Annotated in this window: 12 protein-coding genes; all 12 read right to left on the bottom strand. The window is 58.7% G+C overall.

All coding sequences use genetic code 11. The features are described from left to right. Positions 1 to 16: 16 nt before the first annotated feature. Positions 17 to 1,330 carry a UDP-N-acetyl-D-glucosamine 6-dehydrogenase gene (wbpA, locus tag B9N88_RS09900; RefSeq protein ID WP_027604173.1) on the bottom strand — a complete coding sequence of 438 codons (1,314 nt, stop codon included), beginning with the start codon at positions 1,328 to 1,330 and terminating at the stop codon, positions 17 to 19. Between the two features lie 1,016 nt (positions 1,331 to 2,346). After that, on the bottom strand, positions 2,347 to 2,595 hold the full coding sequence (locus B9N88_RS09895) for a LapA family protein (protein ID WP_027604174.1): 249 nt from the start codon (positions 2,593 to 2,595) through the stop codon (positions 2,347 to 2,349). A 19-nt stretch (positions 2,596 to 2,614) separates the two neighbouring features. Continuing rightward, positions 2,615 to 2,917 (bottom strand): integration host factor subunit beta, encoded by a 303-nt coding sequence (gene ihfB, locus B9N88_RS09890; RefSeq protein WP_027604175.1) that lies wholly within the window; start codon positions 2,915 to 2,917, stop codon positions 2,615 to 2,617. A gap of 131 nt (positions 2,918 to 3,048) precedes the next feature. After that, the gene (locus tag B9N88_RS09885) at positions 3,049 to 3,333 is read right to left on the bottom strand and encodes a hypothetical protein (protein WP_027604176.1); all 285 of its coding nucleotides are present in this window, start codon (positions 3,331 to 3,333) and stop codon (positions 3,049 to 3,051) included. 151 nt (positions 3,334 to 3,484) lie between these two features. Next, the gene (gene rpsA, locus B9N88_RS09880; protein WP_027604177.1) at positions 3,485 to 5,170 is read right to left on the bottom strand and encodes a 30S ribosomal protein S1; all 1,686 of its coding nucleotides are present in this window, start codon (positions 5,168 to 5,170) and stop codon (positions 3,485 to 3,487) included. 120 nt (positions 5,171 to 5,290) lie between these two features. Further along, the gene (cmk, locus tag B9N88_RS09875) at positions 5,291 to 5,980 is read right to left on the bottom strand and encodes a (d)CMP kinase (protein ID WP_003172653.1); all 690 of its coding nucleotides are present in this window, start codon (positions 5,978 to 5,980) and stop codon (positions 5,291 to 5,293) included. Continuing rightward, on the bottom strand, positions 5,977 to 8,187 hold the full coding sequence (locus tag B9N88_RS09870; RefSeq protein WP_027604178.1) for a bifunctional prephenate dehydrogenase/3-phosphoshikimate 1-carboxyvinyltransferase: 2,211 nt from the start codon (positions 8,185 to 8,187) through the stop codon (positions 5,977 to 5,979). The genes cmk and B9N88_RS09870 overlap by 4 nt, the downstream gene beginning before the upstream one ends. A gap of 28 nt (positions 8,188 to 8,215) precedes the next feature. Beyond that, positions 8,216 to 9,328 (bottom strand): histidinol-phosphate transaminase, encoded by a 1,113-nt coding sequence (gene hisC / locus B9N88_RS09865; RefSeq protein ID WP_027604179.1) that lies wholly within the window; start codon positions 9,326 to 9,328, stop codon positions 8,216 to 8,218. A 9-nt stretch (positions 9,329 to 9,337) separates the two neighbouring features. Continuing rightward, on the bottom strand, positions 9,338 to 10,432 hold the full coding sequence (pheA, locus tag B9N88_RS09860) for a prephenate dehydratase (RefSeq protein WP_003172650.1): 1,095 nt from the start codon (positions 10,430 to 10,432) through the stop codon (positions 9,338 to 9,340). After that, positions 10,432 to 11,517 (bottom strand): 3-phosphoserine/phosphohydroxythreonine transaminase, encoded by a 1,086-nt coding sequence (gene serC, locus B9N88_RS09855; RefSeq protein WP_027604180.1) that lies wholly within the window; start codon positions 11,515 to 11,517, stop codon positions 10,432 to 10,434. The genes pheA and serC overlap by 1 nt, the downstream gene beginning before the upstream one ends. A gap of 110 nt (positions 11,518 to 11,627) precedes the next feature. Beyond that, the gene (gene gyrA / locus B9N88_RS09850) at positions 11,628 to 14,282 is read right to left on the bottom strand and encodes a DNA gyrase subunit A (RefSeq protein WP_027604181.1); all 2,655 of its coding nucleotides are present in this window, start codon (positions 14,280 to 14,282) and stop codon (positions 11,628 to 11,630) included. 421 nt (positions 14,283 to 14,703) lie between these two features. Beyond that, positions 14,704 to 15,774: an S-methyl-5-thioribose-1-phosphate isomerase gene (mtnA, locus tag B9N88_RS09845; protein WP_027604182.1), complete on the bottom strand. Its 1,071-nt coding sequence runs from the start codon at positions 15,772 to 15,774 to the stop codon at positions 14,704 to 14,706. Positions 15,775 to 15,834: the final 60 nt, after the last annotated feature.

Raw genomic sequence — 15,834 nt, 5'->3', positions numbered from 1 at the left:
AGCAACACTCCAGCAATCAGGCTTTAATGATATGAGCTTCAGGGGTGCGGTATTTGCCGCGACTATCGACAAGCAAACGAGCGTGTTTACGGATCAACTCGTAATCGAACTTATCGTGATCAGTCGCCAGAACAATAGCGTCGAAGCTGTTGACATTCTCAGCGGTCAGCGCTTCGCTGGACAGGTTAAAGTGATGCTCGCGCATCTTTGGGAATACCGGTACGTGGGGGTCACTGTAGGCTACGACGCAACCCTTGGATTCGAGCAACTCCATGATCTCCACAGAAGGCGACTCACGCATATCGTCTACGTTTTTCTTATAGGCAATACCCAGCACCAGCACTTTGCTGCCTTTTAACGGCTTGCTGTTGTTGTTGAGGCCGTCCATCAGCTTGCTGACTACGTACTCAGGCATGGCTTGATTGACTTCACCGGAGAGTTCGATGAAACGAGTGTGCAAGCCGTACTCACGAGCCTTCCAGGTCAAATAGAAGGGGTCAATCGGGATGCAATGCCCACCAAGGCCTGGGCCGGGGTAATAAGGTGTGAAGCCGAATGGCTTGGTTGCAGCTGCGTCGACCACCTCGAAAATATCGATTCCCATACGGTCCGCTACTATTTTCATCTCGTTGACCAAACCGATATTCACTGCTCGGTGAATATTTTCCAGCAACTTAGTCATTTCGGCAGCTTTAGTGGAGCTGACTGATACAACTTGATCAATCGCCTGCTCATACAATGCGATACCTACTTCCAGACAAGCGGGGGTATGCCCACCAATCACTTTTGGAATGGTACGAGTTTCAAAGTTTGGATTACCCGGATCTTCACGCTCTGGTGAATAAACCAGGAAAATGTCTTTCCCTACCCTCAAACCGCCTTCTTGAACACGTGGGAGTAGTTCTTCTTCAGTTGTGCCTGGATAAGTAGTGCTTTCCAGCGATACAACCTGACCTGCGCGCAAGTACGGCTTGATTGCTTCCGTGGTATTAATCACGAAGCTCATATCTGGTTCACGGTACTTGTTCAAAGGCGTCGGAACACACAGAATCAGGGCGTCGCATTCGCTGGCACGCTCGAAATCAGTGGTGGCTTCGAAACCACTTTGGCGGGCCTTGTGAATTTTTTCAGCGGCAATATGTTCGATATAGCTCTGACCGGCGTTCAGTCGGGCGACTTTAGCCTCGTCAATATCAATACCTAATACACGAAAGCCAATGGCGTTATAACGCAACATCAAGGGCAGACCGACATATCCCAATCCAACGATACCAATTAGGGCTTCTTTGCTCTTGAATTTGTCAACACTTGACTGCTTGATGCCTGACATCAGGTAAAACTCCATTAGCTAATTCTGGAACGTTCAACACATCAACTATCCCGGGAATCACAACCCGATGCTGAGGTTCTCTTTTCATACGCGCCTGACAATTCCCGAACACGCGTATCGCCACCTATGTCCTACGTTGCACACTGCACGTGCGTTTCACTGCCACTTCTACGCATCCCAAAAAAACAAAAGACTGCTATCAGCAAGGTCGCACGACGAAACCTTCAAGGGACCTCACCGGTTGGGGTCTACCAACCTGCAGGATAGCCTGAGCGGATACAATACAGACAATGAGTCAAAGTGCACATTATGCCGTTATTCTTCCCGCATGGCTGTAGCCAAATTGATGATTCCACCACAGCACCGGAGATAAATGCCAGCAATCACGGGATACCGGCGTGCAAATCCAGACCAAGGACTCGCGTATGTTAACGGCTAGACTGATGCCCCCCACCCCGAGCAGTGTCGACCACATCAACCAAAAGGGCCTTCCTCACCGCTGCAAAATGTCATGCTCGATACAAGGCTGTCAGGTTTAACCACAGCAAATCAGCCAGCCAAATTGACCACTCAAAACATGCTCTCGAGGCCTGGGGCACTTTTCGTAATGGGCGCCGCAGATGATGCGGAGAGAGCTAGCACCGCAAAAAAAGACGGCATTCTGCCACATGCACGAAGAAGATCAAGCGAGACCATGAAGGGAAGCGGATGTAATACCGCCTAACACAGGAGGGTAGCGGATACGCCGTATAAAAAGCCGGGGCATGAACAATCAACCCCTGAAGCAAATAGCCATGCGAAACACAAAGCCAATAATTCAGCGATCAAAATCGCCCAAACCTCCGATAGCATTGCGCCACCAGGCCAACTCACCAGCATTCAAATCGGCGAAACTAAAAATACCACTCTGACGAAGAGCGCGCAGACATTGATTTTGAGCATCAAATCCAGAGAGCGGCTATATCAACCAGCAATAACACAACCAGAAAGCCACAACAGGGCCACATACCACTAGCTTACTGTACCTTCGGACCTGCCTTTTCGACTCGCCCACCCCGAATGGCTGCCAACCAACTGATAACTGGACCTATACAGCAACCAACCAGCAAAGCCAACACAACATAGACAGCAATAGAGGCTTGAGGCGTGGACCACGTAAGGAAAACCAAGGTTACTCGCTGATCATTTTCCAGAGTGAATATGATCACAACCGCCACAACGAAAACGAGCAGCGCGACACCGAAAAACTGCTTAACCTTGCTCATCCAAACCTCCAAACCGCAATCACAGGCTACCTTCAACTTCCTCATCCTCATTCACCCGATCCCGCAATTCCTTCCCCGGCTTGAAATGAGGCACAAATTTCCCATCCAGGCTCACCGACTGCCCAGTCTTAGGATTCCGCCCTACCCTTGGCGCGCGGTAGTGCAGCGAAAAACTGCCAAACCCACGAATCTCAATCCGATCCCCGGTAGCCAGGCACTGCGACATCTGTTCAAGCATGGTCTTGATAGCCAGCTCCACATCCTTGGATGAAAGCAGCCCTTGATGGGTGACAATTCGTTCGATCAACTCCGACTTCGTCATATTTTTCCCTTCTTTTTCAAGCAGCTAGGAAAAGCGCTTCGAAGGTTTTAGCATGACTTGATGAATTTGAACAGCCCATCTACCAACTTATCTGCCGTTTGAATAACGCCCGCCATGAGCGACCCACACTCTCAATTGCAGATCACGAGCATGGTACGAGTGACCGCTCCTGCAGGGTTCCAACCGAACAAGTAATCACCCTCTTCGTCCTTGGCGTCGCTGGACCTGGTGATGACCTTATAGCCCTGCATCCTGCATTCGCGGGCGGCGCGTTTCTCGCACTTATCCCAGTTGTTGCCCAACCCCGAGCAATCGACCTCAATGCCGCTGACACCGCGCCTCGCGTGAGTTTTGGCGCTGGTAACGGAACAGCCTGCAAGCATTACCACTGCGAACACCACGATAAGCCTGTTCATCGAAATCCTTAAAAACACGGGAGCGCCTTTATCAATACTGTATTCAGCTCTGACACCAAGGCGTCTGCCTTGGTTCTTGCGTGTTGATTCAGCGAATTTCAGGCACAAAAAAGGGCGACCGAAGTCGCCCTTTTTAACAGCCTTACAGAACTTAGTTCTGTTTAGCCATTGCTTCGCGCAGCAGGGAGGCCATGGTGGTCTCGCCTGTTGCAGCTTCCGGAGCCGATTTCAGGCTCTGGATGGCTTCTTTCTCTTCCACTTCGTCTTTCGACTTGATGGACAGCTGGATCACGCGGCTCTTGCGATCGACGCTGATGATCTTGGCTTCTACTTCCTGGCCTTCTTTCAGAACGTTGCGCGCGTCTTCAACGCGGTCACGGCTGATTTCGGAGGCTTTCAGAGTCGCTTCGATATCGTCGGCCAGAACGATGATGGCGCCTTTGGCGTCAACTTCTTTCACAGTGCCTTTAACGATTGCGCCTTTGTCGTTCTCTTGAACGTACTCGGAGAACGGATCGCTTTCCAGTTGCTTGATACCCAGGGAGATGCGCTCGCGCTCTGGGTCAACCGACAGGATAACGGTGTCCAGCTCGTCGCCCTTCTTGAAACGACGAACAGCTTCTTCGCCAACTTCGTTCCAGGAGATGTCGGACAAGTGAACCAGGCCGTCGATGCCGCCGTCCAGACCAATGAAGATACCGAAATCGGTGATCGACTTGATGGTGCCGGAGATTTTATCGCCCTTGTTAAACTGGCCAGAGAAATCTTCCCATGGGTTAGATTTGCACTGCTTGATGCCCAGGGAGATACGACGACGCTCTTCGTCGATGTCCAGAACCATGACTTCCACTTCGTCGCCGACTTGTACGACTTTCGAAGGGTGGATGTTCTTGTTGGTCCAGTCCATTTCGGAAACGTGTACCAGGCCTTCAACGCCTTCTTCCAGCTCAGCGAAGCAGCCGTAGTCGGTCAGGTTGGTAACACGCGCGGTGACGCGAGTGCTTTCTGGGTAACGGGCTTTGATAGCGACCCATGGATCTTCACCCAGTTGCTTCAGGCCCAGGGAAACACGGTTGCGCTCGCGATCGTATTTCAGAACCTTGACATCGATCTCGTCGCCAACATTGACGATTTCGGAAGGATGCTTGATACGCTTCCAAGCCATGTCGGTAATGTGCAGCAGGCCATCGACGCCACCCAGATCGACGAATGCGCCGTAATCGGTGAGGTTCTTGACGATACCTTTGACTTGTTGGCCTTCCTGCAGGGATTCCAGCAGAGCTTCACGCTCGGCGGAGTTCTCTGCTTCCAGGACGCTGCGACGGGAAACGACAACGTTGTTGCGCTTCTGGTCGAGTTTGATGACCTTGAATTCGAGTTCTTTGCCTTCCAGGTGCGTGGTGTCGCGCACAGGACGAACGTCGACCAAAGAACCTGGCAGGAACGCACGGATGCCGTTAACGTCGACAGTGAAGCCGCCTTTAACCTTACCGTTGATAACGCCCTTGACCACTTCTTCAGCTGCGAAGGCTGCTTCGAGAACAATCCAGCATTCAGCGCGCTTGGCTTTTTCACGGGACAGCTTGGTTTCACCGAAACCGTCTTCAACCGAGTCCAGAGCAACGTGAACTTCGTCACCGACATTGATTGTCAGATCACCAGCATCGTTGTAGAACTGTTCCAGCGGGATCAGAGCTTCAGACTTCAGACCAGCGTGAACGGTTACCCAGCGAGCTTGGTAATCGATATCAACGATAACACCGGTGATGATGGAGCCTGCCTGAAGGTTCAGGGTTTTTAGGCTTTCTTCAAAGAGTTCCGCAAAGCTTTCGCTCATTTTAATTCCTGTTGATAAGGGCGAAGAATACGCCCATCTCCACACCCCAGACGGTGTGGGTCAGTTTCAGTTAAAAGAAGCCACCGCAGGACTATGACTGGTCCCCTGCGGCCTTCTTGATCACCCGGCGATATCGCGAATGGCGATTTCACTCAAGATGCGTTCCAGCACCTGCTCGATGGACAACTCCGTGGAATCCAGCTGTATGGCATCAGCCGCCGGCTTGAGCGGGGCTACTGCGCGCTGGGTATCACGCTCATCGCGTGCACGGATCTCATCTAGCAGACTCGACAGACTAACACCATCGACTTTGCCCTTCAACTGCAAGTAGCGGCGGCGAGCCCGCTCCTCGGCGCTGGCGGTCAGGAAAATCTTCAGCGGCGCCTCGGGAAACACCACCGTGCCCATGTCGCGGCCATCGGCCACCAGCCCCGGCGGCTCCTGGAAAGCCCGCTGACGCTGCAACAGCGCATCACGCACCGCCGGCAGCGCGGCAACCTGGGAGGCCCAGGAGCCGACCTGCTCGTTACGCAGGTCATCGGTCACATCGTCCCCTTCCAGGATGATGCGCTGGGGATGACCTTCCGTCGCGCCGACGAACTGCACATCGAGGTGCGCGGCCAGCAGCTTCAGGGATTCTTCGTTGGTCAGGTCGACGCCATGGTTGCGTGCGGCAAACGCCAGCAGGCGGTACAACGCGCCGGAATCCAGCAGGCACCAGCCCAGGCGCTTGGCCAGGATGCCGGCGATCGTGCCTTTGCCCGAGCCGCTTGGCCCGTCGATGGTAATCACCGGTGCTTTGATATTCACAATTGAGCCTCTTGGGCAACACGGATGCCGACTTGGGCACACAGTGTAAGAAAGTTCGGAAAAGACGTAGCAACATTGGCGCAGTCATGGATACGAATCGGCGCAGCCGCCCGCAGGGAAGCCACGCTGAAGGCCATGGCAATCCGGTGATCGCCATGGGCATGGACTTCACCACCGCCCATCAGGCCACCGTCAATGATAATCCCATCGGCGGTCGGTTCACACTTCACCCCCAACACCTGCAGACCGTCGGCCATGACCTGGATACGGTCGGACTCCTTCACGCGCAACTCTTCGGCGCCCCGCAAAATGGTCCGGCCTTCAGCGCAGGCGGCCGCGACGAACAACACCGGGAATTCATCAATAGCCAGGGGCACCAGCGCTTCTGGAATCTCGATACCCTTCAATACAGCTGCCCGCACCCGCACGTCAGCGACAGGCTCGCCACCCACTTCGCGCGGGTTTTCCAACGTGATATCAGCCCCCATCAACCGCAGGATATCGATCACCCCGGTGCGGGTCGAGTTGATGCCGACATGCTCCAGCAACAACTCGGAGCCTTCGGCAATCGAAGCCGCCACCAGGAAGAATGCCGAAGAGGATATATCCCCCGGCACTTCAATATGGGCAGCCGTCAGTACATGACCCGATTCCACCGATGCGGTAGCGCCTTCCACCGCAACCGGGTAACCAAAACCGCGCAACATACGCTCGGTATGGTCACGGGTCGGCGCAGGCTCGGTCACCGCAGTTTGACCTTCGGCATACAGCCCCGCCAGCAACAGACAGGATTTGACCTGGGCACTGGCCATCGGCATTGCATAGCTCATGCCTTTGAGCGCCTGGCCGCCACGAATGGTCAGCGGCGGACGCCCTTCCGGCCCGGTCTCGATCACCGCGCCCATGTCCCGCAATGGCTTGGCCACGCGGTTCATCGGGCGCTTGGACAGGGAAGCATCGCCGGTCAACACGCTGTCAAAGCGTTGTGCCGCCAACAAACCGGACAGCAGGCGCATGGACGTACCGGAATTGCCCAGGTAGATCGGCCCCGGCGCCGGCTTCAGGCCGTGCAAGCCCACACCGTGAATGGTCACGCGCCCATGGTGCGGCCCTTCAATCACCACGCCCATGTCGCGAAACGCCTGCAGGGTCGCCAAGGCGTCTTCACCCTCAAGGAACCCTTCCACCTCCGTCACGCCCTCGGCCAACGAGCCGAGCATGATCGAGCGATGGGAGATCGACTTGTCACCCGGCACCCGGATACGCCCGCTCAAGCGGCCGCCCGGGTTGGCGAGAAATGTCAGGTCATCGGCGTTCACAGCGGTTTCCATATAGGCCCGGCGAGCCAGGATCTTGCTGAAATGCTCACGCGCCACCCGCGCACGGGTGAACACGCCCAATAATTGATGGCCATCCCCGGCATCGACCGCGTCGCGCAAGGCGTCGAGGTCACTGCGGAAGGTGTCCAGGGTGCGCAACACCGCTTCGCGATTGGCGAGAAAGATGTCGTGCCACATCACCGGATCGCTGCCGGCAATCCGCGTGAAATCACGGAAGCCACCGGCGGCATAACGGAAAATCTCGAGGTTTTCGTTACGCTTGGCCAGGGAGTCCACCAGGCCGAATGCCAACAGATGGGGCAAATGGCTGGTCGCCGCCAGCACTTCGTCGTGGCGCTCGACCTGCATATGCTCCACGTCCGCCCCCAGCTCACGCCAGAGACGATCCACCACCGCCAGCGCGGCCGGATCGGTTTGCTCCAGCGGCGTCAGGATCACTTTATGACGGCGGAACAGCTGCGCATTGGACGCTTCCACCCCGCTCTGCTCGGAGCCGGCAATCGGATGGCCCGGCACAAAGCGCGACGGCATGCCGCCAAAGGCCTGCTGCGCCGCCCGCACCACATTGCCCTTGGCGCTGCCGACGTCGGTCAGGATCGCCTGGCCCAGGTCCATGCCGGCCAATACCGCCAGCAGTTTCTCCATGGCCAGGATCGGCACAGCGAGCTGGATGACGTCAGCCCCCTGGCACGCCAGCGCCAGGTCCGCCTCGCAACGATCCACCACGCCCAACTCCACCGCCAGCTTGCGCGATTGCGGGTCAAGGTCCACACCAACCACTTCGCCGCACAGCCCGCTTTCGCGCAGGCCTTTGGCGAAGGAGCCACCGATCAAGCCCAGGCCGACCACCACCAGGCGACCGATCATAGGCACGGCAGGTTGCAATGCAGTGACATCAACCACGAGCCAGGACCTTGGCCAGCGCCTCCAGGAAGCGACTGTTTTCAGCCGGCAAGCCGATGGTGATCCGCAGGTGGTTCGGCATGCCGTAGTTGGCCACCGGCCGCACGATCACACCTTCGCGCAGCAGCCCCTGGAATACCGGGGCGGCCACTTGACCAAGGTCGACACAGATGAAGTTGCCCTTGGAGGGAATCCAGCCCAGGCCCAACGCACGGAAGCCATCCTGCAACTGCAGCATGCCGCTTGCGTTGATGCGGCGACCGTCTTCCAGGTACTCGGCATCCTTCACCGCCGCACAGGCTGCCGCCAGGGCGAGGCTGTTGACGTTGAACGGTTGGCGCACGCGGTTCAGCACATCGGCCACCACCGCTGTCGACAAGCCATAGCCGACCCGCAGCGACGCCAGGCCATAGGCCTTGGAGAAGGTGCGCGACACCAGCAGGTTCGGGTAGGCCGCCAGGAAATCCAGGCCGTTCGGCAGGTCGCTGCCTTCGGCGTACTCGATGTAGGCCTCGTCCAACACCACCAGCACATGCTCAGGCACGTCCTGCAGGAAGTCGTTGAGCGCCTGTGCATCGAACCAGGTGCCGGTCGGGTTGTTCGGGTTGGCGATAAACACAACGCGGGTCTGGGCATCGATGGCAGCCAGCATGGCCGGCAGGTCGTGGCCCCAGTCCTTGGCGGGAATCACGCGGGCGTCGGCACCGACCGCCTGGGTGACGATCGGGTAGACCGCAAACGCGTGCTCGCTGAACACGGCGTTCAGGCCCGGCGCCAGGTAGGCACGGCCAACCAGCTCGAGGATGTCATTGGAACCGTTGCCCAGGGTGACCTGGTTCAGCCCGACCCGGCATGTTTCTGCCAGCAGGGACTTGAGGGCGAAGCCATTGCCGTCCGGGTAACGGGTCAGCTCGGCCAATTCTTCGCGAATCGCCGCCAACACCTTGGGGCTTGGGCCCAGTGGATTCTCGTTACTCGCCAGCTTGACGATCTTGGAGGGGTCCAGGTTCAACTCACGCGCCAGCTCGTCCACAGGCTTGCCCGGAACGTAAGGCGACAGTTGTTGCACGCCCGGCTGGGCCAGGGCGAGGAAGTTGCCACTCATGTTAAAGCCTCACAAAACCGCTTTCGGGTAAGAGCCCAGCACCTTGAGTGCCACAGCTTCCTGACTGATCTTCTCCAGCACGCCCTTGACCAGCGGATCGCGGTGGTGGCCGATGAAGTCGATAAAGAACACGTAAGTCCATTTACCGCTGCGCGAAGGACGTGTCTCGATGCGCGTCAGGTCAATCCCGTTATCGTGGAACGGCACCAGCAGCTCATGCAGCGCGCCGGGCTTGTTGCTCATGGAGACGATGATCGAAGTCTTGTCGTCGCCGGTCGGCGGCACTTCCTGGCTGCCGATCATCAGGAAGCGCGTGGAGTTGTCCGGGCGATCCTCGATTTTCTCGGCCAGGCGCGTCAGGCCATACAGACCTGCCGCCATATCACCGGCGATCGCCGCCGAATTCCATTCACCCTTGACCCGCTTGGCCGCTTCGGCGTTGCTGGACACCGCCACGCGCTCCACATTCGGGTAATGCGCATCCAGCCACTTGCGGCACTGGGCCAGGGACTGGGCGTGGGAATAGATGCGGCTGATGCTGTCGGTCTTGGTGTTCTCACCCACCAGCAGGTGATGGTGGATGCGCAGCTCGACTTCGCCGCAGATCACCATGTCGTGCTCAAGGAAGCTGTCCAGCGTGTGGTTGACCGCGCCTTCGGTGGAGTTTTCCACCGGCACCACGCCAAAGTTCACCGCGCCGGCCGCCACTTCACGGAACACCTCGTCGATGGCCGCCATGGGCTTGCTGATCACCGCGTGGCCGAAGTGCTTCATGGCCGCCGCCTGGGTGAAGGTGCCTTCCGGGCCGAGGTAGGCCACTTTCAGCGGCTGCTCGAGCGCCAGGCACGACGACATGATTTCACGGAACAACCGCGCCATCTCTTCGTTGCCCAGCGGGCCCTTGTTACGCTCCATGACGCGCTTGAGCACCTGGGCTTCACGCTCCGGCCGGTAGAACACCGGCACTTCGCCCTCCGCCAGGGACGCCATCTTCACCCGTGCCACTTCCTGGGCGCAGCGCGCACGCTCACTGATCAGCTCCAGGACTTTCTCGTCCAGGCTGTCAATGCGTACACGCAGGGCCTTGAGTTCTTGTTCAGACATTAGCCGTGTTCCTTTTCGAACTCTGCCATGTAGGCAACCAGCGCGTTGATCGCATGGATGTCGACAGCGTTGTAGATGGAGGCGCGCATGCCACCCACCGAACGGTGGCCCTTGAGGTTCAACAGGCCGCGGGCGTCGGCACCGGCCAGGAAGGGCTTGTCCAGGCGGTCATCAGCCAGGCGGAACGGCACGTTCATCCACGAGCGGTCGGTGAGGTTGATCGGGTTGCTGTACAGGCCGCTGGCGTCGATGAAGTCATACAGGGTGCGCTTCTTCTCTTCGTTGAGCTTGCCCATGGCCGCCACGCCGCCCTGCTCTTTCAGCCACTCGAACACCAGGCCCGACAGGTACCAGGCGAAGGCCGGCGGGGTGTTGTACATCGAGCCGTTGTCGGCCGCGACCTTGTAGTTGAGCATGGTCGGGCACAGTGAACGGGCGCGGCCCAGCAGGTCCTCACGGACGATATTGACCAGGATGCCACTCGGACCGATGTTCTTCTGCGCACCGGCGTAGATCATGCCGTAGCGCGAGACATCGATAGGCCGCGAGAGGATGTCCGAGGACATGTCGCACACCAGCGGAACGTCACCCACTTCCGGCACCCAGTCGAACTCCAGGCCGCCAATGGTTTCGTTCGCGACGTAGTGCACGTAGGCCGCGTCCTTGGACAGCTTCCATTCGTTCTGACCGGGAATGGCGAAGTAGTCGTAGGGCTTGGCGGTGCCGGCCACATTGACATGACCGTAGCGCGAAGCCTCTTCAATGGCCTTCTGCCCCCAGATGCCGGTGTCGATGTAGTCGGCCGTGCCGTCTTCCGGCAGCAGGTTCAGCGGGATCTGGGCGAACTGCTGGCTCGCGCCGCCTTGCAGGAACAGCACTTTGTAGTGGGATGGAATGTCGAGCAAGTCGCGCAGATCCTGCTCGGCCTTGGTGGCAATGGACACGAACTCATCACTGCGATGGCTCATTTCCATCACGGAGAGGCCTTTTCCATGCCAGTCGAGGAGTTCACCCTGCGCGCGCTGCAGGACTGCTTCAGGAAGCGCCGCGGGACCGGCACAGAAGTTATAGGCTCTCTTGCTCACATCCAATCTCACTCTGATCTGGTGGGGTGGTGCAATAAATCGGGTTTCAATACTTTCATAAGGGACAAACAACAAGGGGGCGAATCTTCATCCGCCCCCTGTGTGTCCGCTTATTCCTGCGGTTCTTCTTCGTCTGCGGCAGCATCGAGGGTTGGCTCGTCGACGCTGTCATCGCCGGTTGCGATCACCTCGCCTTCGAACTCCTCACCTTCCAGCTCTTCGCCTTCGACTTCCGATGGTTCCTGGACACGCTCCAGGCCGACCAGTTTTTCGTCCTTGGCCAGCTTGATCAAGGTCACACCCTGGGTGTTACGGCCCAGGCTCGACACTTCGGCCACACGGGTACGCACCAGGGTGCCCTGGTCGGAAATCAGCATGATTTCCTCGCCATCGAGCACCTGGACCGCGCCGACCAGACGGCCGTTGCGGTCGTTGCTGACCATGGCGATAACGCCCTGGCCGCCACGCTTGTACTCCGGGAACTCGCTGATGGCGGTGCGCTTGCCATAGCCACGCTCGGAAGCGGTGAGGATCTGGCTGCCTTCTTCCGGGATCAGCATCGAAATCAGCTTCTGCCCTTCCGGCAGGCGCATGCCGCGTACACCGCGGGCGGTACGGCCCATGGCGCGAACATCGGATTCCTTGAAGCGGGTGACCTTGCCGCCGTCGGAGAACAGCATGACTTCACGCTCGCCATCGGTGATGGCCGCGCTGATCAGCACGTCGCCTTCGTCCAGCTCCAGGGCGATCAGGCCCACGCTGCGCTGACGGCTGAAGGATTCCAGCGGGGTCTTCTTCACGGTGCCTTTGGCGGTGGCCATGAAGATGAAGTGACCTTCGGTGTATTCCTCGACCGGCAGCATGGTGGTGATGTACTCATCACTGTCCAGCGGCAGCAGGTTGACCAACGGACGACCACGGGCAGCGCGGGAGGCTTCCGGGATTTCGTAGGTCTTGAGCCAGTACACCTTACCCTTGCTGGAGAACAGCAGCAGCGTGGTGTGGCTGTTGGCGACCAGCAGGTGGGCGATGTAGTCCTCATCCTTCACGCCGGTAGCCGATTTACCTTTACCGCCACGACGCTGGGCCTGGTACGCAGCCAATGGCTGGGTCTTGGCATAGCCACCGTGGGAGATGGTCACCACGCGCTCTTCTTCCGGGATCATGTCACCCAGGGTCAGGTCGAGGCGGGCATCGAGGATTTCGGTGCGGCGCACGTCGCCGTATTCGGCGCGGATCACTTCCAGCTCTTCGCGGATCACTTCCATCAGGCGCACGGCGCTGTTGAGGATGCGGATCAGCTCGCCGATCTGGTTGAGGATCTCCTGGTACTCGGCCAGCAGCTTCTCGTGTTCCAGGCCGGTCAGGCGGTGCAGGCGCAGTTCCAGGATGGCCTGGGCCTGTTCCGGCGACAGGAAGTACTTGCCGTCACGCAGGCCGTATTGCGGGTCCAGTGTCTCCGGGCGGCACGAGTCGGCGCCGGCACGTTCAACCATCGCCACGACGGCGCTGGATTCCCATGGCATCTTGATCAGCGCTTCCTTGGCTTCCGACGGCGTCGGCGAAGCCTTGATCAGGGCGATGACCGGGTCGATGTTCGACAGCGCTACAGCCTGGCCTTCCAGGATGTGGCCGCGCTCGCGGGCCTTACGCAGCTCGAACACGGTACGGCGGGTAACCACTTCGCGACGGTGACGTACGAAGGCTTCCAGCAGGTCCTTGAGGTTCAGGATGCGTGGGCGGCCGTCGATCAGTGCAACCACGTTGATACCAAACACGCTTTGCAGCTGGGTCTGGGCGTAGAGGTTGTTGAGGATCACCTCAGGCACTTCGCCACGACGCAGCTCGATCACCACGCGCATACCGTCTTTGTCGGATTCGTCGCGCAGCTCGGTGATGCCTTCGAGTTTCTTCTCTTTAACCAGCTCGGCGATCTTCTCGATCAGACGCGCCTTGTTCAACTGGTACGGGAGTTCGGTGATGACGATCTGCTGGCGGCCACCGACCTTGTCGATGTCCTCGATGATCGAGCGGGCGCGCATGTAAATACGGCCGCGACCGGTGCGGTAGGCTTCGATGATGCCGGCGCGACCGTTGATGATCGCGGCGGTCGGGAAGTCCGGGCCCGGGATGTATTGCATCAGCTCATCGACGGTCAGCTCAGGGTTGTCGATGAGGGCCAGGCAACCGTCGATGACTTCACCGAGGTTGTGCGGCGGGATGTTGGTGGCCATGCCCACGGCGATACCGCTGGAACCGTTGACCAGCAGGTTGGGAATCTTGGTCGGCATGACCGCCGGGATCATTTCGGTGCCGTCGTAGTTCGGCACCCAGTCCACGGTTTCTTTATGCAGGTCGGCCAGCAGCTCGTGCGCCAGCTTGGTCATGCGCACTTCGGTGTATCGCATGGCCGCGGCGTTGTCGCCGTCGACCGAACCGAAGTTGCCCTGGCCGTCTACCAGCAGGTAGCGCAGGGAAAACGGCTGGGCCATCCGAACGATGGTGTCGTACACCGCAGTGTCGCCGTGAGGGTGATACTTACCGATCACGTCACCGACAACACGGGCAGATTTCTTGTACGGCTTGTTCCAGTCGTTACCCAGCTCGCTCATTGCGAACAGCACGCGCCGGTGCACGGGCTTCAAGCCATCGCGCGCATCAGGCAGTGCCCGACCGACAATTACGCTCATCGCGTAGTCGAGGTAGGACTGTTTCAGCTCGTCTTCGATATTGACCGGGAGGATTTCTTTGGCCAGTTCGCCCATGAGAAGCCTGATTCCTTTTTCGGGTGAAACCTCGTCGCATCCATATGGGACGAACGAAGCTCGCCGTCGCCGGCACACTGCCTGACAACGACTTACGACAAATCAACGAGTTATGACACGGATCTGCACGTTATGGGCAACCCCTGGGGGCGGCCCTGGAAACCGCCGGATGTTATCACAATCGCCGCCACGCACCTATCCCCCTGATGCGCATGGAGACTAGTAATTTGACGGATGACAGGCTTGAGGAGGCCGAGAGGGGCTCAGAGATGGGGTGGTGCTTTTTTTTGAGGGTGGATCCGAGGGTTTTATTGACTTTCAGGGCCAATCGGGGGCAAGCCCATTCCACACGTTAATTGTGAACAGTCAAAATGTGGCAGGGGGCTTGCCCCCGATAGCCACTTCACAGACACCAAATCCTTCAATGCAGCCGCTTACGGCACATCAGCCTGGCCAATTTCGCCGTATCCGGCCGCTCAACCACGCCCTTCTCAGTCACGATCACATCGATCAGGTCGGCCGGGGTCACATCAAATACCGGATTCAACGCATTGACCTCCAAGCGCTGCCCCATGACCTCCAGCAGTTCACCGGGATCGCGCTCCTCCAGGGCCACATCGTCACCAGTGGCCATCATCAAGTCGAGGCTCGAACTCGGCGCCACCACCATGAAACGCACGCCGTGGTGCATGGCGCACACTGCCAATTGATAAGTGCCGATCTTGCTGATCACATCGCCATTGGCGGCAATGCAATCGGCGCCGACGATCACCCAGGTGATGCCCTTGGTCTTGAGGAGATGCGCACCGGCCGAGTCGGCATTCACGGTGACCGGGATCCCCTCGCCCGCCAGCTCCCAGGCGGTCAGCCGCGAGCCTTGCAGCCATGGGCGGGTTTCATTGGCGTAGACGTGCTCGATCAAGCCTTCCAGAAAGGCCGCGCGAATCACCCCGAGGGCCGTTCCGACACCGCCGGTTGCCAAGGCGCCGGCGTTGCCATGGGTCAAGATCGCCTGGGCGTTGCCCTGATGCTTGCGAATCCGCTCAACGCCCAACTGGGCCATGACGAGGTTGGCTTCCCGGTCGCTTTCATGGATAGCGATCGCTTCGGCCTCCAGCACCGCCAGCGGATCGGCGTGCTTCTTGACGCGATCCAGGCGATCGCGCATGCGCTTGAGCGCCCAGAACAGGTTCGAGGCGGTCGGACGGGTATCGGCCAGTAGTGCGTAGTCCTCTTCCCAGGCGGCCTGCCAGTCACCGCCCTCGGCGATGCGCTCGCGAGCGGCGAGCACCAGGCCATAGGCCGCGCTGATGCCGATCGCCGATGCGCCACGCACCACCATGGCACGAATGGCCGCAGCCACTGCATCGACCGTGGAGCAGGCCACCCAGCGTTCCTGGGACGGCAGGGCGCGTTGATCGAGCAGGTGCAGCGTGCCATCACGCCAATCGATGGCCTTCACTTTCTCCGCTGCCAACAGTCGATCGCGCATCCATCACCCCATACTCATCAACAAAAGCCGCCGATTATAGCGATCCGCCAGCCAGGACGC

The sequence above is a fragment of the Pseudomonas sp. LAMO17WK12:I1 genome, from assembly GCF_900177315.1.
Classification (GTDB): domain Bacteria; phylum Pseudomonadota; class Gammaproteobacteria; order Pseudomonadales; family Pseudomonadaceae; genus Aquipseudomonas; species Aquipseudomonas marginalis.
Note: the sequence above shows the minus strand (reverse complement) of the source record. Positions and strands in the feature narration are given on the sequence as shown.